At 71.8% G+C, this 24,048-nt stretch carries 18 protein-coding genes, 2 rRNA genes and 2 pseudogenes (1 of these 22 running past the window's edge); 4 read left to right on the forward strand and 18 right to left on the reverse strand.

Features of this window, described 5'->3' with window-relative positions:
• The 12 genes from ACQPZW_RS38430 to ACQPZW_RS38485 all read right to left on the reverse strand — a co-directional run bounded on the left by ACQPZW_RS38430 (position 1) and on the right by ACQPZW_RS38485 (position 14,609).
• Entirely contained in the window at positions 1-579 is a 579-nt protein-coding gene (locus ACQPZW_RS38430; RefSeq protein WP_433790931.1) for an NUDIX domain-containing protein, read from the reverse strand.
• A gap of 1 nt (position 580) precedes the next feature.
• Positions 581-2,302: a CTP synthase gene (locus ACQPZW_RS38435; protein WP_433790932.1), complete on the reverse strand. Its 1,722-nt coding sequence runs from the start codon at positions 2,300-2,302 to the stop codon at positions 581-583.
• A gap of 93 nt (positions 2,303-2,395) precedes the next feature.
• On the reverse strand, positions 2,396-4,894 hold the full coding sequence (locus ACQPZW_RS38440) for a hypothetical protein (protein ID WP_433790933.1): 2,499 nt from the start codon (positions 4,892-4,894) through the stop codon (positions 2,396-2,398).
• A 74-nt stretch (positions 4,895-4,968) separates the two neighbouring features.
• On the reverse strand, positions 4,969-6,081 hold the full coding sequence (locus ACQPZW_RS38445; protein ID WP_433790934.1) for a glycosyltransferase family 4 protein: 1,113 nt from the start codon (positions 6,079-6,081) through the stop codon (positions 4,969-4,971).
• Positions 6,082-6,154: 73 nt separating this feature from the next.
• Positions 6,155-7,753: a murein biosynthesis integral membrane protein MurJ gene (gene murJ / locus ACQPZW_RS38450; protein WP_433790935.1), complete on the reverse strand. Its 1,599-nt coding sequence runs from the start codon at positions 7,751-7,753 to the stop codon at positions 6,155-6,157.
• Positions 7,750-8,583, reverse strand: coding sequence for a hypothetical protein (locus ACQPZW_RS38455; RefSeq protein WP_433790936.1), 834 nt, complete (start codon positions 8,581-8,583; stop codon positions 7,750-7,752). Before ACQPZW_RS38455 ends, murJ begins: the two co-directional genes overlap by 4 nt.
• A gap of 25 nt (positions 8,584-8,608) precedes the next feature.
• Positions 8,609-9,568, reverse strand: a complete 960-nt coding sequence (locus tag ACQPZW_RS38460) for a copper transporter (RefSeq protein ID WP_433790937.1) — start codon at positions 9,566-9,568, stop codon at positions 8,609-8,611.
• A 7-nt stretch (positions 9,569-9,575) separates the two neighbouring features.
• Positions 9,576-10,769 (reverse strand): putative cytokinetic ring protein SteA, encoded by a 1,194-nt coding sequence (gene steA, locus ACQPZW_RS38465; protein ID WP_433790938.1) that lies wholly within the window; start codon positions 10,767-10,769, stop codon positions 9,576-9,578.
• 134 nt (positions 10,770-10,903) lie between these two features.
• Positions 10,904-12,664, reverse strand: coding sequence for a DNA repair protein RecN (gene recN, locus ACQPZW_RS38470; RefSeq protein WP_433790939.1), 1,761 nt, complete (start codon positions 12,662-12,664; stop codon positions 10,904-10,906).
• Positions 12,665-12,715: 51 nt separating this feature from the next.
• Entirely contained in the window at positions 12,716-13,603 is an 888-nt protein-coding gene (locus ACQPZW_RS38475) for an NAD kinase (protein WP_433790940.1), read from the reverse strand.
• Positions 13,600-14,424: a TlyA family RNA methyltransferase gene (locus tag ACQPZW_RS38480; protein ID WP_433790941.1), complete on the reverse strand. Its 825-nt coding sequence runs from the start codon at positions 14,422-14,424 to the stop codon at positions 13,600-13,602. Before ACQPZW_RS38480 ends, ACQPZW_RS38475 begins: the two co-directional genes overlap by 4 nt.
• 26 nt (positions 14,425-14,450) lie before the next feature.
• Positions 14,451-14,609, reverse strand: coding sequence for a hypothetical protein (locus tag ACQPZW_RS38485; protein WP_433790942.1), 159 nt, complete (start codon positions 14,607-14,609; stop codon positions 14,451-14,453).
• A gap of 272 nt (positions 14,610-14,881) precedes the next feature.
• On the opposite strand from ACQPZW_RS38485, the pseudogene ACQPZW_RS38490 reads away from it, so the two are divergent.
• Positions 14,882-15,223, forward strand: a pseudogene (locus ACQPZW_RS38490) (hypothetical protein); the annotation flags it as partial.
• An 8-nt stretch (positions 15,224-15,231) separates the two neighbouring features.
• Here ACQPZW_RS38490 and ACQPZW_RS38495 read toward each other — a convergent pair.
• Positions 15,232-15,849, reverse strand: a pseudogene (locus tag ACQPZW_RS38495) (phasin family protein); the annotation flags it as partial.
• 96 nt (positions 15,850-15,945) lie between these two features.
• On the opposite strand from ACQPZW_RS38495, the gene ACQPZW_RS38500 reads away from it, so the two are divergent.
• Positions 15,946-16,269: a sterol-binding protein gene (locus ACQPZW_RS38500; protein ID WP_433790943.1), complete on the forward strand. Its 324-nt coding sequence runs from the start codon at positions 15,946-15,948 to the stop codon at positions 16,267-16,269.
• Positions 16,270-16,327: 58 nt separating this feature from the next.
• On the opposite strand, the gene ACQPZW_RS38505 is transcribed toward ACQPZW_RS38500, so the two are convergent.
• Positions 16,328-17,617, reverse strand: coding sequence for a methyl-accepting chemotaxis protein (locus ACQPZW_RS38505; RefSeq protein ID WP_433790944.1), 1,290 nt, complete (start codon positions 17,615-17,617; stop codon positions 16,328-16,330).
• 144 nt (positions 17,618-17,761) lie between these two features.
• On the opposite strand from ACQPZW_RS38505, the gene ACQPZW_RS38510 reads away from it, so the two are divergent.
• On the forward strand, positions 17,762-18,055 hold the full coding sequence (locus ACQPZW_RS38510) for a hypothetical protein (protein WP_433790945.1): 294 nt from the start codon (positions 17,762-17,764) through the stop codon (positions 18,053-18,055).
• A gap of 518 nt (positions 18,056-18,573) precedes the next feature.
• On the opposite strand, the gene ACQPZW_RS38515 is transcribed toward ACQPZW_RS38510, so the two are convergent.
• Both ACQPZW_RS38515 and ACQPZW_RS38520 read right to left on the reverse strand, forming a co-directional pair.
• Positions 18,574-19,602, reverse strand: a complete 1,029-nt coding sequence (locus tag ACQPZW_RS38515; protein ID WP_433790946.1) for an HAD-IIA family hydrolase — start codon at positions 19,600-19,602, stop codon at positions 18,574-18,576.
• A complete protein-coding gene (locus tag ACQPZW_RS38520) occupies positions 19,599-20,645 on the reverse strand; it encodes a Replicase polyprotein 1ab (RefSeq protein ID WP_433790947.1) in 1,047 nt (348 codons plus the stop codon). Before ACQPZW_RS38520 ends, ACQPZW_RS38515 begins: the two co-directional genes overlap by 4 nt.
• Here ACQPZW_RS38520 and ACQPZW_RS38525 point away from each other — a divergent pair.
• Entirely contained in the window at positions 20,622-22,529 is a 1,908-nt protein-coding gene (locus tag ACQPZW_RS38525; protein WP_433790948.1) for a hypothetical protein, read from the forward strand. The two genes, ACQPZW_RS38520 and ACQPZW_RS38525, sit on opposite strands and share 24 nt — an antisense overlap.
• A 122-nt stretch (positions 22,530-22,651) precedes the next feature.
• Here ACQPZW_RS38525 and rrf read toward each other — a convergent pair.
• Positions 22,652-22,768: ribosomal RNA gene (gene rrf, locus ACQPZW_RS38530) — 5S ribosomal RNA — on the reverse strand.
• Positions 22,769-22,892: 124 nt separating this feature from the next.
• Positions 22,893-24,048: ribosomal RNA gene (locus ACQPZW_RS38535) — 23S ribosomal RNA — on the reverse strand (it continues 1,953 nt past the right edge of the window).

Consider the following 24,048-nt stretch of genomic DNA (forward strand, 5'->3'; position numbering starts at 1 on the left):
TCACACGGCCGGGAGGATGGTCCAGCCGGTGTCCCGGGCACGCGCCGCCGCCAGGACACCGGCGACCGCGGCGGCGTTGGTGATCTCACCACGGAAGACCATGGCGACGCACTCGTCCAGGTCGACGCGGCGCACCTCCAGGTCGGCCTCCTCGGCGGTCCGCTCGTGCCGGTCCGCGTCGGCCACCTCGGCCAGGTCGCGGGCGAGGAACACCCGGACCGTCTCGTCGGCGAAGCCGGGTGAGGTGTGCAGGTCGATCAGCGGCTCCATCCGGCCCGCCGTGAGATCGACCTCCTCGGCGAGCTCGCGGGCCGCGGTGAGCGCCTCGTCCTCGCCGGCCACGTCGCGCAGCCCGGCCGGCAGCTCCCACAGGTGCCGGCCGACCGGGTGCCGGTATTGCTTGATCAGCACCACCCGGTCCTGCTCGTCCAGGGCGACCACGACGACGGCGCCGCGGTTCTCCACCACGTCGCGCGCCGCGGTGCTGCCGTCGGACATGGTCACCTCGTCGGTGTAAACCGAGAAGATCGCACCGTGGTAACGCTCGGCCCGGGACACCGTCTGGTGGGCGAAACCCATGTCAGGAGGCCTCGGTCACATCGATCTCGACCGGCAGCTCGTCCGCCGACGCATAGGTGATCGCCGCCTTGACGAGGCCGTCGAAGAGCGGGTGCGGCCGGGTCGGGCGGCTCTTCAGCTCCGGGTGCGCCTGGGTGGCCACGAAGTACGGGTGGACCTCCCGGTCCAGCTCGATGAACTCGACCAGCCGCCCGTCCGGGGAGGTACCGGAGAACACCAGGCCGGACTGCGACAGCTTGTCACGGAAGTCGTTGTTCACCTCGTAGCGGTGCCGGTGACGCTCGGAGATCGCCGTCGCGCCGTACACCTCGGCGACGATCGAGCCCTCCCTGAGTTTCGCCGGGTAGGCGCCGAGCCGCATGGTGCCGCCCAGGTCGCCCTTGCCCGCCACGATGTCCTCCTGGTCGGCCATCGTCGAGATCACCGGATAGGTGGCCTTCTCGTCGAACTCGACCGAGTTCGCGCCGGCCAGCCCGGCCAGGTTGCGGGCGGCGTCGATGGTCATGCACTGCAGACCGAGACACAGGCCCAGGATCGGGATCCTGTTCTCCCGGGCGTACCGCGAAGTGTTGACCTTGCCCTCGATGCCGCGGACGCCGAAGCCACCCGGTATGACGATGCCGTCGACGCCCTTCAGCGCGGCCGCGGCGCCCGCCGGGGTCACGCAGTCGTCGCTCGGCACCCACCGGAGCTTGATCTTCACGGTGTTGCCGAACCCGGCGGCCCGGATCGCCTCGCTCACCGACAGGTACGCGTCGGGCAGGTCCACGTACTTGCCGACCAGCGCGATCGTGATCGTCCGCTTCGGGTGGTGCACCCGCTCCAGCAGATCGTTCCAGGTCTTCCAGTTGACGTCACGGAAGGACAGCCCGAGACGGCGCACCACGTAGGCGTCGAGGCCCTCGTCGTGCAGCACCTTCGGGATGTCGTAGATGCTCGGCGCGTCCGGGCAGGCGATGACGGCCTCGACGTCGACGTCGCAGTAGAGCGCCAGCTTGTGCTTCATCTTCTCCGGGATCTCCCGGTCACTGCGGCAGATCAGGGCGTCCGGCTGGATACCGATGTTGCGCAGCGCGGCCACCGAGTGCTGGGTGGGCTTGGTCTTCAGCTCACCGGACGGCGCCAGGTAGGGCACCAGCGACACGTGCAGGTAGAAGACGTGATCGCGGCCGACCTCGTGGCGGACCTGACGGATCGCCTCCAGGAACGGCAGCGACTCCATGTCGCCGACCGTGCCGCCGACCTCGGTGATCACCACGTCCGGGACGTTGCCGTTCTCGTCCGGGTCGGCCATCGCGAAGATCCGCGACTTGATCTCGTTGGTGATGTGCGGGATGACCTGCACGGTGTCACCCAGGTACTCACCGCGCCGCTCCCGGGCGATGACCGCCGAGTAGACCTGGCCGGTCGTCACGTTCGCCTTGCCGGACAGGTCACGGTCGAGGAAGCGCTCGTAGTGCCCGACGTCGAGGTCGGTCTCCGCCCCGTCCTCGGTGACGAAGACCTCACCGTGCTGGAACGGGTTCATCGTCCCCGGGTCGACGTTCAGATACGGGTCGAGCTTCTGCATCACGACGCGGAGGCCGCGAGCGGTGAGCAGATTGCCGAGACTGGAGGCGGTGAGGCCCTTACCCAGCGAGGAGGCGACGCCCCCGGTGACGAAGATGTGCCGCGTGTCGCGCACTGTTGAGGCCAAGGCCCGCTCCCGTGGTCGCCGTTTCATCGGTTCTTGCGGCCGGGGCAGGACCCCATCCACGGGAGTTCACCGTAACACTGTTTGCCAGGACCTCCACGTTCGGGCTGGTGGGCGTGCGTGTCATGACACGGTTACCGGACCTTCGTCGGATTTACGCAGTAACGGCCCGCCCGGACCGTCCGTCTCGCCCGGCGGAGGCGTCCGGTCCGCGGCGTGCAGCAGCACCCGCAGCGCCGTCAGGACCGCCACCGGCACCGCCGCCGCCGCGGCTGCGCCGGCCGACCCGAGAGCCGTGCCACCCAGCACCCCGGCGACCACTGTCGCCACCGCGGTCCCGGCCACACCCGCCCGGACCGCCGGATGCAGGCCATAGACGCGGTTCAGCCCGCCCCACGGGGAGAACTGGCAGAACGCCAGCATCGCCGCGCCCAGCAGGGCCAGCAGGGTGAGTGGGCTGTCCACCAGCGCCTGCCCGTTCGCGGCGGCGGCCCGCTGCATCGCCGGACCGGCCGTGCCGTCGCCCAGCGAGGTCAGGAACCTGCCCAGCGTGCCCTGTTCCAGCGGCGCCCGGCGCAGATCGAGGACCGCGAACGTGATCGTCACCACCACCCCGGTCAGCGCCGCCCACGCGAACCGCGGGAACGTCAGCCAGCCACCGGTGCTGATCGCCGCCGCCACGCACGCGCCGGCGGTGACCGCGATCGCGCCGACCGGGTCCGAGCCCAGGTGCCCGCTGCCGACCATCACCACGCCGAGCCCGCCGAAGGTCACCATCACCAGCGGCCGCCAGCGCCGGGTCACCCACTGCGCCAGCGAACCGGCCAGCAGGAACAGCCCGGCCACGAACACGCCCAGGCCGACGCCGCCGAGCCCGGCGTAGCGGACGCCGTGCACCGCCGAGTAACCGGCCACCCCGTTGAGCTGCAGCCGCGCCCCGGTCGCCAGATCCACCGCCACCACCAGCACGCCGATCGCGGCGGCCGCGGCCATCGGCCACAGCGTCCGCGGATAGCGCGGCGCGAGCCGGATCAGCAGGGTGCCCAGGATCATCAGCGCGGCCGTCGCCGACCCGAACATCCACGCCGGGTGGGCGCTGCTCCACCACGGGACCACGTCGGCCAGCAGTGCGGCCGGGATCGCCAGCCCACCGGCCAGCAGCGCCGCCTCGGCCAGGTCGACCAGGCGGCGCGGCGGCAGCGGCGGGCCCAGCGGACCGGCGTGCCGGCGGGCCCGGACCAGCACCGGGATCACCGCCACGAACAGGACCGCCTGCAGGATCGCCAGCACCGTGAAGAAGATCTCGGCGACCCCCCGCTGGGCGATGGCCCGGCGGTCGGCGTCCTGCGGTCCCTGCATGGCCTGCGCCGGGTCGGCGGTGCGGCCCGGCGCGATCGACGCGGGGTACCCGGCGAACAGCTTCTGCGGGACCGGCTCGCCGAGCGCGGCCAGCACGGTCGGGGCCAGGTCGACGAGCTGCAGGTAGCCTTCCCGGCCGGTGCCCGCCGAGGTGAGCCAGCCGCCCTCCCACCCGGGCCCCTCGGCGATCGCCACGTGCAGGCGGGAGGCGGCCTCGGTGTCGGCGAGCCCGGCGATCAGCATCAGCGAGCGCGGGGGGCGGGCGGCGAGGACCCGGGCGAGGGTACGGTCGGCGGCCTCCACCGCCGCCCGGCGCGCCACCCCGTCCCCGGCGATCGTGCCGAGGTCGACGATGCTCAGGACACACTCGCCGAGCACGGTGGCCGGGTCGGCCGGAAGCTCCGGGACGTAGCGGTCGACGCGTCCGAACGGGCGGGCCGCCGCGATCGCCGCGCCCGGGCCGACGGCGACCGTGCAGCGCAACGACTCGGCCAGGGCGCCGGGCGTCGCGCCGTACGGCAGCCGGTCCTGATTGGTGCGGACCACCGTGGGCTGCTCGGGCACGTTGGCGCCGATCCCGTCCGGGCGGTCCAGGCGTGGCTCGACTGCCGGGCAGCGGCCCGTGACGGCCCGGGTGTCCCAGGCCGCGTAGTTGCCGGCGCCCAGGGTCAGCCAGCCGTCGGACGGGCAGGTCACCGAGTGCGCCGACCGTACCGACAGCCAGCCCAGCGAGCCTTGCGACGCCTCCCGCCAGAGCGCCGGGGTCCGCTGCGGGTCGAGGTCCTCCCAGCGCAGCCCGGCCGCGGCCGCGATCACCACGTAGTCGGCGTCGCCACCGTGCTGCGGCTCGGCCGGCCGGATCGCGAGCACGGCCAGGCTGGCCGCCGCGACCAGCGCCACCATCAGGTAGGGCACCCAGGCGGCGACGAGCGGGCGGCGCGGGGTGCCGGGCGGCCGCACCCGTCGCAGCCGGTCCAGCAGCGTCCGCCGCGTCTCCGTCCTGGCCACCGCGGCGAGCACGCTCCTCCCCTCACCCGGGACGGACGCCACCGCCTCGGACTTCACCGGAGCAGGCGTCACCTCACCCAACGCGATCGAAGCCGACGACGCCGAGTCCGGCTCCATCGAAGCCGACGACGCCGGATCCGGCTCGACCGAAGCGGAGGCCGCCGGGTCCCGCTCCATCGAAGCGGGCAGCGCCGGGTCCGGCCCGGTGGAAGCCGACGACGCCGGATCCGGCTCGACCGGCGGGGAATCCGACAAGTCCGGTTTAGTAGGAAGCTGGTCTGTGGCTTCCGGCCGTTCTGGCTCCGGTCTGCCCGGCTCCGGTCGCACGGTCACCGGTGGACCGCCGCGACCTCTGCGTAGGCCGACCGCACGTCAGCGACCACGTCGGCCTCGGTCGGCCAGGTGGCGGCCTGCCGGGGCCCGCGGGCGGCGTAGTCGGCACGCAGCGCCGGATCTCCCAGCAACCGGCGGACCGCCTCGTCCAGCGCGTCCAGATCGTTCGGCGGGATCTGCACCGCGGCGTCCCCGACCAGGCCGGGCAGCCCGCCGACGGCGGTCGTGACCAGCGGCACCCCGGCGTGTAGCGCCTCCTGCGCGAACAGCTGCCGCGCCTCCCAGTCACTGGTGATCACCGCGAGGTCGGCGCCGAGCAGCAGGTCGGGCACGTCGGTACGGTGACCGAGCAGGTGCACCGGCGCATGCTGCATCGACGCCCGCTGCGCCAGCGGCATGTAGCTGGGCCCGGAGCCGGCGATCACGATGACCGGGGCGGGCCGCAGCTCACGCCACCGGGCCGCGGCGTCGATCAGCAGGTCGTGGTGTTTCTGCGGGTGCAGCCGCCCGACCGACAGGATCAGCGGGGTGTCGCCGCGCAACCCGAACTCGGCACGCACCGCCGACCGGGTCCGCTTGGGCGCCGCCAGCTGGGGCGTCGCGACCGGGCCCAGCCGGGCCTTGCGCGCGCCGAGCGCCAGCGCCCGCTGCACCAGGTCGTCGGAGGCGCCGAGGGTCAGCATCGCGTTGCGGGCGACGATCCGCTCCAGCAGCGCGCCCGCCTGGCCTTTGAGACCGCGCGCGAGAATCGCGTTGTGCCAGGTGACGACCAGGGGCACACCGGTCCGCGCGACCGAGGCGACGAAGGCGGCCCGCAGCCCGTGCGCGTGGATCACCTCGGCGTCACGCCCGGCGATCGCCCGCCGCAGTTGCCGGATCGCGCCGGAGTCCTGCGGGCCGGGGTCGGCCGGGATCTCCACCGGGGTGAAGTCGATGCCACTCGCCGAGAACCCGAAGTGCTGGTTCACCGCGGACGGCCCGCACACCAGCACCTTGCAGCCGCCGGCGACCAGCCCGCGGGCCAGGGAGGCGACGTGCTGGCCGATCCCACCGGTACTGGACGCCACCACGAGCACGACCGAGCCGCGCCACTCCCCGTCGCTGCTCACGACCCGTTGACCCCTCACTCTTCTCCGGCCAGCCGTCCCCGGCAGCCGCCGAACCACTTCACGCGGCCCCGAGTCACCTGCGGAGACGCCTCACGACCGCGCCGATCGGCGGACCGAGGTCACGCCGGTCCAGCACGAAGGCGACCGCGAGGAACACCGCGGCGACCGCCACACCGCCCAGCATGCCTTCAACGAGGCTGCCCAGCACGCCCGGGGTCGGCCAGACGGACGACCTCAGACCGGTCACCACGCCCCATCCGGCGAGCCCGGCCACGGCGGCCGCGGTCACCGCGGCGCCCAGGGCACGGCTCAGGCCGGCCAGCGCGCCCGGGCCGGCATGCCGCCGCACCGCGACGACCAGCAGGAGCCCGGTCACCGTCATGCCGACGGCATTGGCCAGGCCGAGCCCGAGGACCTCACCACCCGGATCCGGTACGGTCGTGACGACGATCACGGCCACGGCGGCGGTGAGCCATCCCACGGCGGAGGCGACCGCGGCCGCGACCGTGGCCCCGCGCGCGTAGAGAGCCCGGGACAGTAGCGCGAACAGCGCGTAGCCGAGCAGGCCGGGCGCGAACCCGACCACGCCCGGAACCGCGCCCGGCACGTTCATCAGCTCGGTCATCGGGATCGCCAGCCCGGCCAGGGCCGCCGTGCCGAGACCGGCGAGCAGCACCACCGAGCGGGCGGTCCCGGAGAGCGCGGCGGCATACCCCGGCTCGTCGCCGCCCGACGCCGCGGCCGACAACCGTGGGTAGACCGCCGTGGCGAGTGGCACCGCCAGCACCGCCCACGGCAGCAGGAAGAGGGTCTGCGCGCCGCTGTACGGCGCCATCTGCCGCGCCGCCAGCACCACGATCAGGGCGGCCACCACCTGCTGGGCGCCGACGGTGACCGCACCGGCCCAGCCGAGCCGCACCGCCTGCCGGCCCTCGTCACCGGGGAACCGCCACGACGGCCGCAACCGGAGTCCGAGCCGGGCCACCGGGACGACCAGGCAGAGGCTGAGCGCCACGACGCCGAGGGTGGTGCCCACCGACAGGGTCAGCTCGCCGGCCCGGCTCAACCCGGCGAAGTCCGTCCCGGCGCCGTCGATCCCGGCATACGTCAGGTACGCGGTCATCACGGTCACGCTGGAGAGCAGCGGCGCGATCACCGGCCAGGCGAACCGGTGATGTGCCTGGAGCACACCGGTCAGCACGATCCCGACCCCGTACAGCGGCAGTTGCGGGGCGAAGATCCGCAGCATCCTCGCCGCGACCTCCCGGTGCTCGGCCGGGACGCCGTCGAACAGGCCGGTGACCGGGCCGGCGAACAGGAACACCAGCACGGCCAGCGGAACGGTCAGCGCCAGCACCCAGGAGAGCAGCGCGGACGCCACCCGGTCGACCCGCTCCCGGTCACCGGCCGCCACCGCCCCGGCCAGCAGCGGCACCACCAGACTGGCCAGCGCGCCACCGGCGGCCAGCTCGAAGACGATGTTCGGGATGAGGTTGGTGGCCAGGTACACGTCGGCGAGCCCGTCGTCGCCGACCGTGTAGAAGAACACCGTGGTCCGGCCGAACCCGGCCAGCCTGGCCAGGATCGTGAGGACCGAGATCAGCGCGGCGGCTCCGGCGAGCTTGCCCGCCGTACCCCTGGAGGGTTTTGAAGAAGCGGTGGAGGGGGTCACGCGTGAGGTGGCCGGCGGCCGAGGTCGTCGAGGGCGCGCAGCCACGGGGTGTCCTTGATGACCTTGGTGAAGCTGACCTTCTCGCTGGCCGCGGTCAGCGCGGCCAGCCCGGCCAGCGCCACCGCCCGCCCGGCCGTCCCGCTGCGGGCCACGAACGCCACCCCGAGCAGGGCTCCGAGAGCGTTCGCCCCGGCATCGCCGAGCATGATGTCCTCGCCCAGGTCGTCGGGGAGCAGGGCGGCGCCCGCACCGAGGGCGCCGGCGGTCATCGACGCGTTGCGGCCGACCGCGAGCGGCGCCCCGAGGATCGCGCCGGCCTTGAGCGCGCGACCGGGACGCAGGTCGAGCAGGTTGATCAGATTGGCCGTGCCGGCGATCACCCCGGCGCCGAGCAGCAGGTCGGCGCCGCGGCCGAACCGGGAGCCGCGGCTGCTGCCGATCAGCGCGGACGCCGCGAGGCCCGCCGCGCCCACCCCGACGATCTTGACGAGGCCGCTGGTGACGAACCCCTCGCGCAGCGCGCCCAGATGGCCGGCGAAGCCCTTGGCCGATTTCTGCTCGGGCCGGTTGCCTGCGACGTCGTCGTAGAAGCCGACCGCGCCGCTCACCGCTCCGGCCACCACCGCCGCGGCGCCGAGACGGCCGGTGGCCGCGCCCGAGGCGGCGCCGACGGTGGCGCCGATCGCGAGGGCCGGACCACCGGCGAGCGTCACCGTCCGGCCCCGGAAGTTCGTCCGGTCCAGCTCACGGGCCTGCGGATCGCGGCGGACCCAGCCGAGCACGCTGCGTGCGACGAGAGCGCCGAGGGCGGTGGAACGGAGGTAGGCCATGGCCGGAAAGTCTAGACCGGACCGGCTAGGGGGCGGCCGAAGGCACGATCGAGGTGGCGCCGGCGGCAAGGCCGTACTGGCCGACCTTGTTCTGCGTCACCCGCTCGACGGTGACCAGGGCGGTGGTGACCTGACCCTGCACGGTGCTGACATTGTCCACGGTGGAGATCCGGGTCAGCAGGGTCGGGTCGTTGCGGATGCCGGAGACCAGGTTGCCGTCGCCCGCGTTGTCACCGGCGACGACGAGCATCCGGGGGACCCGGCTGAGCTCGCCGGCCATGGTCAGCGCGAACCGGCTCTTCTTCTCCGCGTCCTTGTCGGTCGCGGGCACTCCGGCGACCAGGACGATCGCCTCGGCGCCGCCGGTCGCGCCCTCCTCGGCGGTGAGGTATCCCGGCTGGGTGAAGGCGGACAGCACCGCGGTCACGTCCTCCGCCGTGGGCGTGGACACGGGTGGGGAGGTGGACGTGGACGGCGTGCCCTGCAGCAGCGCGAGGGCGAGCAGCGCGCTGGCCGTCTCGACGCCGTCGCTGTTACGCGGCAGCCCGGTCACCGAGATGCTCGGCTGGGACAGCTCGTCGACGAGGAACAGCAGGTCGTTGACCGTGCCCGGGTCGAAGAACTTGTCCTCCATCCGCACCCGCGCGGTGATCGTCGCCCCGGCCACGGTGAGCATCTTGACGACGCCCTCGGTGTGGTCCTCGGTGCCGGGCAGCGCCACCACGGCGATCTTGCGGCCGGACAGCTTGCCGCTGAGCAGCCCCGGCGCGATCTGGCTCGCGAACTCCTGGCTGCGGTTGACCGACTCGTTGAGCTGGTTGACCTGCTCCCGGCGGACGTTGTTGTCCTTGTTGAGCGCCTCCAGGTTGTTACGGAGGTTCTCCGAGACCGGGCCGTTGAGCGCGGCGGTGCCGACCACCAGGCCGATCGCCAGCGCGAGGAAGACCGCGGTGAGCGACACCACGTGGTACCGGAAGTTGATCACAACGCCCTCAGAAAAGGTTGCCTAGCTGGAAGAGCAGATTGTCCCACCACTCGGACACGACGGAGAGGTACGCCTTCCCCACCGTGGAGACCGCCACCGCCGACGCCATCGCCGCGATCGCGGACAGCACCAGCAGCAGCACCGCCGACCCGGAGATGTTCTGCCGGTAGAGCCGGCTCACACCTTTCGCGTCGACCAGCTTGCCGCCGACCTTGAGCCGGGTCAGGAACGTCGACGCCATGCCGCCGCGGCCCTTGTCGAGGAACTCGACGAGGTTGGCATGGGTGCCGACGGCCACGATCAGGGACGCGCCCTTCTCGTCGGCGAGCAGCATCGCCAGGTCCTCACTGGTGGCCGCGGCCGGGAAGGTCAGCGCGTCGACGCCCAGATTCTCCACCCGCTTGAGCCCGGGAGCCCGGCCGTCGGGATAGGCGTGCACCACGATCTCCGCGCCGCAGCGCAGCACGTCGTCGGTGACCGAGTCCATGTCGCCGATGATCATGTCGGGGGTGTAGCCGTTCTCCACCAGCGCGTCGGCACCGCCGTCGACACCGATCAGGACCGGCTTGTACTCCCGGATGTACGGCCGGAGAACCTCCAGGTCCTCCTTGTAGTCGTAGCCGCGCACCACGATCAGCACGTGCCGCCCGCCGATCCGGGTCTGCACGTCCGGCACACCGACACCGTCGAGCAGGAGGTCACGTTCCTGCTTCAGATAGTCCATCGTGTTCGCGGCGAACGCCTCGAGCTGCACCGACAGACCCTCGCGGGCGTCGGCCATCGCCTTGGCGACCGACTCCGCGTCCTGCCGGACACCGGTGGCGACCGGCTCGCCGTCGAGCAGCACCACGCCGCCCTCGATACTGACGGTCTGGCCCTCGCGCAGGCCCGCGAACACGTCCTCGCCGAGCTCGTCGACCAGGATCACCCCGCCCTGGATCAGCACCTCGGGACCCAGGTTGGGATAGCGCCCGGAGATCGACGGCTTCGCGTTGAGCACCGCCATCACCCCGGACGCGACCAGCGAGTCGGCGGCGACCCGGTCCAGGTCGACGTGGTCGATCACGGCGATCTCGCCGGGCCGCAGGCGGCCGGTCAGACGCTTGGTGCGCCGGTCCAGCCGGGCGACGCCGGAGACCGGCCCGGGGTCGGCGCTCCTGGTCCGGCGGAGGGTGGGAATGGGAAGTCGCATCCCGGCCATCCTGACATGCCCCCGCACCCGGGGGCCCCACGACATGCGCCAGCTCACTGGTGAGGCTCATTCAGGACGGCGGAGACCACGCCGCGGGGGTACATCCCGGGCGAAACTGAGGGTGAGTCCTGAACATTGCTCATCTATGCGGTGCGTTTCTCCCGTGCGGCCACGGAGAGCAGCTCCTCGGCATGCGCGATGCCGAGGTCGGAATCGGGCAGACCCGCCAGCATCCGGGACAACTCCCTGGCTCGCTCGGTCTCTTCCACGATGCGCACGCCACTCGTGGTGATCGCTCCACCGGTGTCCTTCGCGACCACCAGGTGACGATCGGCGAACGCGGCGACCTGCGGCAGGTGCGTCACGACCAACACCTGATGCGTACGGGCGAGGCGCGCCAGCCGCCGCCCGATCTCCACCGCCGCCGTCCCGCCGACACCCGAGTCCACCTCGTCGAACACCAGGGTCGGCGGCCCACCGGCCCCGGCGAAGACCACCTCGATGGCCAGCATCACCCGGGACAGCTCACCACCGGAGGCGCCCTTCTGCAGGGGCAGCGCCGGCGCCCCGGGGTGGGCGTGCAGCCGCAGCTCCACCTCGTCGGCCCCGTCCGGCCCGGCAGCCAGGGTCTCCCCGTCGACCGTCACAGCCGGCTCGTCCCGCGACGGCGCCCGGGTGAGGACCGCCACCTCGACCCGCGAGTGCGGCATCGCCAGCCCGGCAAGCTCCACGCTGACCGCCTCGGAGAACCGCCCGGCCGCCTCCCGACGAGCCGCGGTCAGCCGCCCCGCCAGCTCGCCGACGGTCGCCTCGAGGCGCTGCCGCTCCTTGTCGAGTTCCTCGAGCAGCTCGTCGGAGGAGTCGAGCTGGCTCAGCTTGGCCCGTGCGTTCTCCGCCCAGGCGATCACACCGTCGACGTCGTCGGCATATTTGCGGGTCAGGGCACGCAGCGCCGCCCGCCGCTCGTAGATCGCCTCCAGCCGGGCCGGGTCGGCGTCGAGCGAGCTCAGGTAGGCCGACAGCTCCGAGGCCACGTCACCGACCAGGGTGGCGGCCTCCTCGAGCCGGGCGGCCAGGTCACCGAGCGACGAGTCGACCGCCGACTGGCCCTCCAGGGTGCGCCGGGCCAGGCCGAGCAGCTGGGTCGCGTCGGGGGTGTCGTCGGCCGCCTCCACGCCGCCGGCCAGCGCCTGCGACGCCAGGATGGCCGCGACCCGCAGGCCCTCGGCGTGCTCCAGCCGCTGCACCTCGTTACGCAGATCATCGTCCTCGCCGGGCTGCGGATCGACCCGGGTGATCTCGTCGAGGCCGAGCTTGAGCAGGTCGGCCTCCTGCGAGCGCTGCCGCGCGTTGCGCCGCCGGTCGGCCAGGTCCTCGACCACGGCCCGCCACCGGCCGAACGCCTCCTTGTAGGAGTCGATCAGCTTCTCGTGCGGCGGCCCGGCGAACCGGTCGAGCGCCGAGCGCTGCTCCGACGGGCGCAGCAGACGCAGCTGGTCGGACTGGCCGTGCACGGCCAGGATCTGCTCGCCCAGCTCGCTCAGCGTCGACACCGGCATGCTGCGGCCGCCCACGTGCGCCCGGGATCGGCCCTCGGCCGTCACCGTGCGGCTCAACAGGATCGCGCCGTCGTCGTCGGTCTCGCCACCGGCGTCGGTGATCCGGGTCCGCACCGCGTCACCCAGGGTGCCGCGCAGCTTGAGCCGGCCCTCGACCACCGCCCGGCCCGGATCGGCACGGACGCGGCCGGCGTCGGCGCGGCCCCCGAAGAGCAGTCCGAGACCGGTCACCACCATCGTCTTACCGGCGCCGGTCTCGCCGGTGATCACATTCATTCCCGACGTGAGCCGCAGCGTCGTGTCGTCGATGACGCCGAGCCCGGTGATGCGCAGTTCCTCCAGCACAGCCAGACAGTATCGGGAGCCCCCGACAATTGCCCAACGGCGGAGGTCTGATCAGCGTCGATTCCCGCGCCACCCGACGACCGGCAGACCGAACTTCGCCACCAACGTGTCGGTGAACGGCCGCGGCGCCAATCGGACCAGGCGGACCGGGAGTTTGCCCCGTTCGACGGTCACCTGCGAGCCGGGCGGCAGGTCCCAGGTCCGGCGACCGTCGCAGCACAACACCGCAAAGGACGTGTACGGGTCGACCGTCAGCACGAAAGTCGACGTCGGCGCGGTCACCAGCGGCTTGGAGAACAGCGCGTGGGCACTGATCGGCACCAGCAGCAGCGCCTCCACCTCGGGCCAGACCACCGGTCCACCGGCCGAGAACGCGTACGCCGTCGACCCCGTGGGTGTGGCACACACCACACCGTCACAGCCGTACCGGGACAGCGGCCGGCCGTCCACATCCACCATCAGCTCGAGCATCTGGGCGCGCTGGCCCTTCTCGACCGTCACCTCGTTCAGCGCCCAGGACTCGGCGATCAGACGGCCGTCGTACTCCGCCCGGACGTCCAGCGTCAGCCGCTCGTCCACCGCGTAGTCACCGGCCACCACCTCGGCGACCGCGTGGTCGATGTGATCGATCTCGGTCTCGGCGAGGAACCCCACCTTGCCCAGGTTGATCCCGAGCAGCGGCGCCTTCGCCGGCCGCGCCAGATCGGCGGCCCGCAGGATCGTGCCGTCACCGCCGAGCGCCAGCACGATCTCCACACCCTCGGCCGCGTCCGGGCCGACCACCGGCTCCACCCCCGGGGGCAGCTCCAGGTCGTCGATCTCCTCGGCGATCACCCGCACCTCGAAACCGGCGGCGATCAGGTCGAGCGCCACCGCGCGGGCGTGCTGCGTACTCTGCCGGCGCCCGGTGTGCGTCACCAGCAGGGCCGAGCGCGTCATTTCTCCTCCAGCAGGGGAACGGGTCCAGCTTCGACGACAGCTTCGATCCTGACCGGATCGGCCGGCGGGGCGTCCCGCCGGAACCACACGAAGAACTCAACGTTGCCGCTGGGGCCCGGCAGCGGGCTGGCGGTCACGTCCGCCACACCAAGCCCCAGACCGGCGGCGGCCGACGCCACGTCCAGCACCGCCTCGGCGCGCAGCCGCCAGTCGCGGACCACGCCGCCCGAGCCGACCTTCTCCCTACCCACCTCGAACTGGGGCTTCACCATCAGCGCCAGGTCACCGTCCGGGCCGGTGCACCCGGCCAGGGCCGGCAGCACCAGGCGCAGGGAGATGAACGACAGATCCGCCACGGTCAGATCGACCTGGCCACCGATCGACTCCGGCGTTATCGACCGGACGTTGGTGCGCTCCTGCACCACCACCCGGTCGTCGTTGCGGATCGGCCAGGCCAGCTGGCCGTACCCCACATCCACCGCCACCACCTGCCGGGCCCCGGCACGCAGCAGCACGTCGGTGAACCCTCCGGTGGACGCGCCCGCGTCCAGGCAGCGGCGCCCGGCGACGCCCAGCCCCTTCGGGTGGAACGCCGCCAGCGCGCCGGCCAGCTTGTGGCCGCCCCGGGACACGTACTCGTCCTTCGGGTCGTCCCCGGACACCACGATCGGGTCCGCCGGGTCGACCATCGCGGCGACCTTCAGCGCGGCGTTGCCGCGCACCTGCACACGACCGGCCGCGACGAGCGCGGCGGCCTGCTCCCGGGAGCGGGCGAGCTTGCGTCGGACGAGCTCGGCGTCGAGACGCGCACGGCGGGCCATCGATTTCCTTTGATTTGTGCGGTCGTTCAGCGGTCGATGCCGGCCAGGGTTTCCTGGAGCACCTGATGCGCGGCCTCGAACTCGGCGATCTGCTCGGCCGGGGCCAGCCGCGCGGCGTTGGCGAGCGACCGTAGCACCGCGTCCACGGCCGGGTGACCGGTGTCCTCCCCACTCGGGGCGGACACCGTCGGTGAAAGGCCACCCGGTGGCGGCCCGGGACGCGGGCCGGGCTGGGGATACGTCACGATCTCAGGCCTCCGAGCTCTCGGTCCGGAAGACCGTCTCCGACGCCGGGGTCGACTGCACCGGAACCTGCGCCGCCTTCTTCGCCGGCGGCCGGGCGGCCGCCTTCCGCGGCTCCGTGGCCTTCCGCGGCTCCGCAGCCTTCCGCGGCTCCGTGGCCTTCCGCGGCTCCGCAGCCTTCCGGCCCGCGCTCTTTCGCGGCTCGCCTGCTGTGGTGGCAGCTCCCCGGCGCGGCGCCTGCTTCGCCACAGCCGGTTCGGCGGGCGCCTGCTCGGCAACGGGCGTCTGCTCCAGGGCCCGTCCGGCCACCGCCTTCTTGGCCGGAGCCCGCCTGGCAACGGCCTTTTTCGCCGGAGCCTGCCCGGCCTCCGCCTTATTCACCGAAGCCGGCTCAGCCACCACCGGCTCAGCCACCACCGGCTCGACGAACACCGGCTCGACAGCGCCCGGTGTCTCCACCGGTGCCGCGGCGACCTCAGCGACCGCCCCGGCGGTCTTTCGCGGCGCACGCTTCACCGGCACGGTCTTGGCCGGAGCAGCCTTCGCCGGAGCAGCCTTCGCCGCTGCACGCTTGACAGGCGCGCGCTTGACAGGCGCGCGCTTGACAGGCGCCGGAGCCGGAACCACAGGATCCGCAGCCACGATTGCCGCGACCGCCGCAACAGCAGGAGCCGCAGCCGCATTGGCCGGCCCCGCAGCCGCCGGACCGGTCCCCGCCGCAGGCATGGCGTTCGGCTTGGCCTTGAGCGCCTTCTTGGCCACCGCCTTCTTGGCCGGCCGAGTCACCGGCACGGGGGGTGCGGCCGGCACAGGAGCTGCCGCCGGCACGGGAGGTGCGGACGGCGCCTCCGGAGCGCCCGACTCGGCAGCGCTGACCCGCGCCTGCGCCTGCCGTAGCTGGCGCTCCAGGTCGTGCACCCTGCCGGTCAGGTCGGACACCTCCTCGGCGGTGGCCAGCCCGACCCGCCCGAGCGCCCGGTCGACCTCGTAGCGCACGATGTTGGTCAGCGCCTCACGATTGGCGATGCCCGCCGACAGCAGGTCCTCCACGAGGCCCTGCATCTGCACCGCCGTGGCACCGCCTCGGTTGAGCAGCTCCCCGGCGACCTGTTGCGCCTTCTTCCGGGGGGCCTCCGTCAAGCCGAGTGCCAGGTCCAGATAAGCCCGCCATGCGTCCGGCATGTCTCGCCTCCTCTCGCCGCGTCGGGTGCCACGCTACCGGGCACCTCCGGGAAACTCCTGGGGTACCGTGCCGGTGTCGTGAGGGAGGATGGTCCTATGGCCACCTTGGACGAGTGCCGCCGAGCACTGCACGACCTCGCCGCCCGACTGGAGAGCAACGCCGAGGCCCGCGGCAAACTCGACCTGGAACGCACGCTCGCCTGCCGTCTGACCGACCTGCACGCCGCGTTCCACGGCCGGATCACGGGTGGCCGGCTGGTCGACATCACCGACGGCGACGACCCCAAGGCGAAGATCGCCCTGGTCACCACGAGCGACGAGCTGCTCGACCTGGTGGCAGGCAGACTCGAGGTCTCGCGATTGATCACCGCCATCCGGGCGAACCCGTTCGACCTGCTCAAGCTCCGCAAGCTCCTTTAGAACGACCGGACCGGTTGTGCCCGGGGATACGGGCACAACCGGCGGGTCAGTTCAAAGATCAGCGCTCGGTCGTCGCGGAGAGTGTCTCGAGACCGGCGAGCACCTGGTCGGCCGCCGCGGTCGCCGCGGACAGCTGGGTGGTCACCTCGGCCAGCACGGCCGCCTGTTCCTCCACCGAGGACGCGATGTTGAGTTGCAGCTCGTGGATGTCGTCGACGGCCCCCGTGGTCGAGGCGAAGGTGTGCGCCACGTCACCGGTCTCCGCCACGATCGCGGTGATGACCTGGTTGACCTTCTGCACCGAGGTGGCGGTCTCCCGGGCCAGGTCCTTGACCTCCCCGGCCACGACGGCGAACCCCTTGCCCAGCTCACCGGCGCGCGCGGCCTCGATGGTGGCGTTCAGCGCGAGCAGGTTCGTCTGCTCGGCCAGCGACGCGATGATCGCGTTCACGTCGGCGATCTCTCCGACCGACTTCTCCAGCTGCCGTACCTTCTCCCCTGCCGACGCGGCCGCGTCCTTGCCGGTGGACGCGGTCCCGGCTGCCTGGGCGGACCGTTCCGCGATGTCACGCACCGACGTGGTGAGCGCAGCGAGCTCCCGGTCGACGGCGGCGACCGCCGAGATCGCGGTGTGCGCCTCGGCGCTGATCCGGGCGACGTCGGCGGTGATCCGCCGGGCCTGCTCGGCCGACTCCTCGGATCGCACCCGCAGCTGTTCGGCGGCGCGTTCCCGGGCCTCGTGCTCGGCCCGTTCGACCTCCCGGCGGGCTTCCTCCGCCTGCCGGGCGAGCACCTCGTTCTCCCGTTCGGCCTGCTCAGCGAAGTGCCAGAACACGACGATCCCGACCACCTCGAGAGTGAGCAGCCCGGCGTGCACGGCGACCATGCCGACGGCGGCGCCGACACCCATGTGGTGCTCGCCGAACACCCGTTCGGGTGCCAGCAGCCCGAGCACCCCGTGGTGCACCACGACGACCGCGATCGACGACACCAGCGGCGCCCACTGCTGATACAGCGCCACGAAGATCAGCACCGCGTACAGGTGGATGTGTGTGGCCATCTCGCCACCGGTGAGCTCGATCGCCACCAGCGTGCACGCGATCAGACCGACGCTGACATGACTAGCCCTGGCCTTGAGGTTGCCGGCGGGAATCAGCCCGGCCAGGGCCGCCCAGACGGCGAGGCCCACGCACACGCCGATCGCCTCCCACGGCGTCCGCGGGCCCAGGATGCCGACGACGAGGAAGACCGGCACGTGGAACCACAGCAGCCGGCTCACGATCCGGTGCCGGGCCTGCCAGGACGCCTCGGAGAGCCGAGCGCCGCGCGGCAATGTCAGTGAGCTCACACCTCCCTGATCGACCGGGGAAGGGCCCGGTTGACCCTCGCGGGCAAAAGGCGCAACAGTATCCCGATCAGCCACGAACGGTGCCACGATCGAGGTAGGGAACCCATCGGCCGGCGGCCGTGCCGGCCCAACCAGGGAGGGACCATGTTCCGTACCCGTCCCGGCCTCCCGCGCTTCGACGCCACGCTGACCACCGCGAACGTCCACGAGCGCGCCGAACAGGTCGCCGTGCCCGACTTCGACTGGATGAGCACCCCGATCCTCGCCTTCGTCGACGCCCTGCTCCACATCGACATGAACGCTCCCCCGCCCCAGCGGCGCCGCCACTTCCCGGCCGCGATCCCGCACCCGGCGGGCGCCCCCACCCCCGCTCCGGCCGACGCGGCGGCCCACAGCGCCGGTCATCTCCTGGCCGACCTGACCCGCATCCACCGCTGACCCCACGACCCCACGCCCTCCACGCCCCACGGCCCCACGACCCGGGCGGCACTCACCCCCTCGACACCGTCCGGGCCTCAGCAAGATCAAAATCATCCGCCGGTACGCCGTCGGCCGCCCCCACCCGCACCCACGCCTCCCCTGGCTGTCCCCGCGACGCAGTCCCGGCTCCCGCGCCCAGCGCGCCCGCCGGGCCGGCCATGCGGTCCCGGCCACCCCACACCGCCGTTCCACAAGCCTCATGACCAGCAAAGAAGGCCCGGTCCCCGCCGTATGAGCGGAAGCGAACAGCCCCGGGCACCGCGGTCTCCGGCCGAAACACGAAAGGCCCTGGCCGCTGTGCTCCGAAGAGACAGTGGCCAGGGCCGTTCGTTACAGACCACCGAAAGGTCAATGCGGCTCGGAAAGAACCCAGAACCGCAGCCAGGACCATTCGTTACAGACCGCCGAAAGGTCAATGCGGCTCGGAAAGAACCCAGAACCGCAGCCAGGACCATTCGTTACAGACCGCCGGAAGGTCAATGCGGCTCGGGAAGATCCCAGAACCGCAGCAGGTCGGCGGCCTCGGCGGAGGCCGCCGTGATCGCCGTGACCGGAATGCCGGTCCATGTCGCCGCGCACAGCAGGCGCAGCGCGTCGACCGGGTCGCCGGAGCCGTTCAGGGTCGCCGTCCCGGCATCCCTGGTCAGGCGCCAGCCACCGGCCTCGTCCCAGGCATCGTCGCCCGGGGCCGGAAGGCGGGACTCGCCGGCCGGCCGGAACAGCCCGGACAGGTCCGCGGCCACGTAGGTGGGCCGACGGTCCTCGGGGGCGGCCAGCAGGTCGGCTGGACCGCTGACACCGGTCAGCACCAGCAGGCTGTCCATGCCCGCGGTCACCGCGCCCTGGATGTCGGTGTCCAGGCGGTCGCCGACGGCCAACGGGCGCTCGGCCCGGGACTGCGCGGCCGCGGTCCGGAACAGGCCGGGCTGGGGCTTGCCGACGACGACGTCCGGATCCCGGTCGAGGGCGGTACGCAGCACCGCGACGAGCGAGCCGTTACCGGGTAGCGGGCCGCGCGGGCTGGGCAGGGTGCGGTCGGTGTTGGTCGCGAACCAGGTCGCCCCGGCCCGCACCGCGAGCGCGGCCTCGGCCAGGACCTTCCAGCCGACCTCCGGGCCGTACCCCTGAACCACCGCGACCGGCTTGTCCTCCAGCGCGTCGACCGGGGTGAGGCCCGCGTCGCGGACCTCGGCGCGCAGCGCCTCCGCACCGACGACCAGGACCGGAGCCCCGGCCGGCAGCCGTTCGGCGAGTAGCGACGCCGCGGCGCCGGCCGAGGTCAGCACCTCGGCCGGCTCCGCGCTCACACCCATGCCGGTCAGCAGCGCCGCCACGTCCACAGCCCGCCGTGACGCGTTGTTCGTGGCGAACGCGATCGGTGTCGCGCCGGAGCGCAGCCGATCGATCGCCTCGGCCGCGCCCGGAATCGGCCTGTCGATCAGGAAGACGACACCGTCCAGGTCGAAGATGACCAGGTCGTAGCCGCCGGCAAGGTGATCGCTCACGCCTTCGGCTTCTCCGCCGCGTCGTCCTCGTCACCCTTGTCGGCCGCAGCGGCGACGCCACCGTCGACACCCTCGTCCCCCGGCTCGCCGGCAGAGTCGGTGACGCCACCGGTGACCGCCGGCGCAGCCTTCTCGTCCGCGACCGCGTCGGTGTTCACGTCCGTGTCCGCGACATCCGCCCGCTCGTCCGCGTTGTCGCGGTCGTCCTCGTCTTCGAGGTCGTCGTCTTCGTCCTCGTCGTCCTGGAGGTCGTCCTCGTCGTCGTCTTCGTTTTCGTCGTCTTCGTTTTCGTCGTCGTCGAGGTCTTCGTCGTCGTCCTCGAGGTCGTCGTCCTCGTCGTCCTCGTCGGTTTCGAGGTCGTCGTCTTCGTCGGACTCACGGCCGTCGGAGGCCGAGTCGCGGTCGGCGGCGGACGCCTCCGTGCCCTCTTCCTCGTCCTCGTCGTTCTCGTCGCCCTCGATGGTGACGCCGTCGAGCTCGAGCAGCCGCTCCGCCGCGTCGGTGACCTGCTCGTCGTCGACCGCGGCGGTCCGGGCGAACCACTCCCGAGCCTCTTCGCGACGGCCGGCCGCCAGCAGAGCGTCGGCGTAGGCGTACCGCAGCCGGGCCGCCCACTCGGCGTCCTCGTCGCCGGTCAGCTCCTTCACCTGCAGCATCGCCACGGCGGCGTCGTGCTGGCCCAGGTCGCCCCGAGCACCGGCGGCCACGATCAGCAGTTCGATCGCGCCGGCCTTCTCCAGGTTGGTGACGTCGGCGCCACGGAACAGGTCGATCGCCCGCTCCGGACGGCCGAGCGCCCGCTCGCAGTCGGCCAGCTCGGCCAGGTGCGTCTGCCGCCCGGTCATCCGGTGGTAGGTGCGCAGCTCGGCGATCGCGGTGGTCCAGTCACCGGCCGCGTACGCCGCCAGGCCGACGGCCTCCCGCACCACGGCGATACGCGAGGCGAGACGCCGCGCCGCGATCGCGTGGTTGAGGGCCAGCTCGGAGTCCTCGTCGATGATCTGACCGGCTGCCACCAGGTGCCGGGCGACCTTGTCCGCCACGTCCCGGGCCAGGCTCAGCAGCTCGGCGCGAACCTCCTGGTCGAGGTCGGTAGCGGTGATCTCCTCGGGGATCTCCGGCGCCACGAAAGCGGGCTTGCCGGCCTCGTCGAGCGGACCCGACTCACGGTCCCCGCCGAACCCGCCGCGGTCGTCCCGGAACCCGCCGCGGTCCTCGCGGAACCCACCACGGTCGTCACGGCCTCCACGGAACCCACCGCGGTCGCCACCCCGGTCGCCGCCACCCTGGTAGCCCGGACGGTCACCGCTCGGCCGGTCGCTGCGCTGCGGGCGGTCACCATACGGCCGGTCCTGGCGGGGACGGTCGCTGAAGGACCTCTCCCGGTCACCACGGAACCCGCCGCTCTGGGGACGGTCGCCACCACGGAACCCACCGCGGTCGCCACCACCCTGGTACCCCGGACGGTCTCCGCCCTGAGGACGGTCGCCACCACGGTAGCCACCCCGGTCGCCGCCACCCTGGTAACCCGGACGGTCGCCGCCACGGAACCCGCCACGGTCGCCGCCGCCCTGGTAGCCACCACGGTCACGGTCTCCACCACGGAACCCACCGCGGTCGCCACCACCCTGATAGCCCGGACGGTCGCCGCCCTGGGGACGGTCTCCACCACGGAACCCACCGCGGTCGCCACCACCCTGATAGCCCGGACGGTCGCCGCCCTGGGGACGGTCGCCGCCACGGAACCCGCCGCGGTCGCCACCACCCTGGTAACCCGGACGGTCGCCGCCACGGAACCCGCCGCGGTCGCCACCACCCTGGTACCCCGGACGATCGCCACCACGGAACCCGCCGCCCTGGGGACGGTCGCCACCACGGTAGCCACCGCGGTCGCCGCCACCCTGGTAGCCGCCACGGTCACGGTCGCCACCGCGGAAGCCACCCCGGTCGCCGCCACCCTGGTAACCCGGACGGTCGCCGCCCTGGGGACGGTCACCACCACGGAAGCCACCACTCTGGGGACGGTCACCGCCACGGAAGCCGCCGCTCTGAGGACGGTCGCCACCCCGGAATCCACCCCGGTCGCCGCCACCCTGGTAGCCCGGACGGTCGCCGCCCTGGGGACGGTCTCCACCACGGAACCCACCGCGGTCGCCACCACCCTGGTACCCCGGACGATCGCCACCACGGAACCCGCCGCCCTGGGGACGGTCACCTCCACGGAAGCCGCCCCGGTCGCCGCCACCCTGGTAGCCCGGACGGTCGCCGCCCTGGGGACGGTCACCACCACGGAAGCCACCACTCTGGGGACGGTCGCCACCACGGAAGCCACCGCTCTGAGGACGGTCGCCACCACGGAAGCCACCGCTCTGGGGACGGTCGCCACCACGGTAGCCACCGCGGTCGCCGCCACCCTGGTAGCCGCCACGGTCACGGTCGCCACCACGGAACCCGCCCCGGTCGCCGCCGCCCTGGTACCCCGGACGGTCCCCGCCCTGAGGACGGTCACCGCCACGGAAGCCACCACCCTGGGGACGGTCACCGCCACGGAACCCGCCGCGCTCGACACTCCGGTCACGGTCGCCACCGCGGAATCCCCCGCGGTCCCCGCCACCCTGGTAGCCCGGACGGTCCCCGCCACGGTCACGGTCGCCACCACGGTAGCCACCCCGGTCGCCACCACGGTCACGGTCGCCGCCACGGAATCCCCCGCGGTCGCCGCCACCCTGGTAGCCACCTCGGGAACCGCCACGGTCGCCGCCGCGGTAGCCACCCCGGTCTCCGCCGCGGTCACCGCCCTGGCTGCCGCCACGGCTGCCGTCACGGCTGCCTCCGGAACGACGGTCGTCGTCGCGGTTGTTGGAGCCGCCGTCCTGCGGTCCTGTACTCACGGATCATTCCTTCCAGTACGGCGGCGGACTACCTAGGGCCCGAGTGGCCCTGCTCCGACACACGCTGTTCTCGACACACAAAGTTACTAGGGGATCTGCCCATAAACGCAGTCGAGGGCCGACCCCGAAGTGGGGCGGCCCTCGACCGATCACGTTGAGTCCGGCGGCGTCCTACTCTCCCACACCCTCCCGAGTGCAGTACCATCGGCGCTGAAGGGCTTAGCTACCGGGTTCGGAATGTAACCGGGCGTTTCCCCTCCGCTATGACCACCGAAACACCTTTCAGCAACAGCGAAGAACCAGCAACTCTCCGGAGCCGGCCATTCCTGGCCGACCAACCGTCAAGGTGGTTGTTCGTTTGCTGTGAATCACACAGTGGACGCAAGCGCAATGTATAGGGTGGTTAAGCCCTCGGCCTATTAGTACCGGTCAACTCAACACGTTACCGTGCTTACATCTCCGGCCTATCAACCCAGTAGTCTAGCTGGGAGCCTTACCCACTCAAGGTGGTGGGATACCTCATCTCGAAGCAGGCTTCCCGCTTAGATGCTTTCAGCGGTTATCCCTTCCGAACGTAGCCAACCAGCCATGCTCCTGGCGGAACAACTGGCACACCAGAGGTTCGTCCGTCCCGGTCCTCTCGTACTAGGGACAGCCCTTCTCAAGTATCCAACGCGCACGGCGGATAGGGACCGAACTGTCTCACGACGTTCTAAACCCAGCTCGCGTACCGCTTTAATGGGCGAACAGCCCAACCCTTGGGACCTGCTACAGCCCCAGGATGCGACGAGCCGACATCGAGGTGCCAAACCATCCCGTCGATATGGACTCTTGGGGAAGATCAGCCTGTTATCCCCGGGGTACCTTTTATCCGTTGAGCGACACCGCTTCCACACGCAAGTGCCGGATCACTAGTCCCGACTTTCGTCCCTGCTCGACCCGTCAGTCTCACAGTCAAGCTCCCTTGTGCACTTACACTCAACACCTGATTGCCAACCAGGCTGAGGGAACCTTTGGGCGCCTCCGTTACCCTTTAGGAGGCAACCGCCCCAGTTAAACTACCCACCAGACACTGTCCCTCGACCCGATCAGGGCCGCAAGTTAGATACCCAAACCCAACAGAGTGGTATTTCAACAATGCCTCCACCCGAACTGGCGTCCGAGCTTCACCGGCTCCCACCTATCCTACACAATTAAATTCGGATACCAATGTCAAGCTATAGTAAAGGTCCCGGGGTCTTTCCGTCCTGCCGCGCGTAACGAGCATCTTTACTCGTACTGCAATTTCGCCGGGCCTGTGGTTGAGACAGTGGGGAAGTCGTTACGCCATTCGTGCAGGTCGGAACTTACCCGACAAGGAATTTCGCTACCTTAGGATGGTTATAGTTACCACCGCCGTTTACTGGCGCTTAAGTTCTCCGCTTCGCCCCGAAGAGCTAACAGGTCCCCTTAACGTTCCAGCACCGGGCAGGCGTCAGTCCATATACATCGTCTTACGACTTGGCATGGACCTGTGTTTTTAGTAAACAGTCGCTTCCCCCTGCTCTCTGCGGCC

Origin of the sequence: Actinoplanes sp. CA-252034, from assembly GCF_050956125.1 — a bacterium.
In the GTDB taxonomy this organism is placed as follows: Bacteria; Actinomycetota; Actinomycetes; order Mycobacteriales; family Micromonosporaceae; genus Actinoplanes.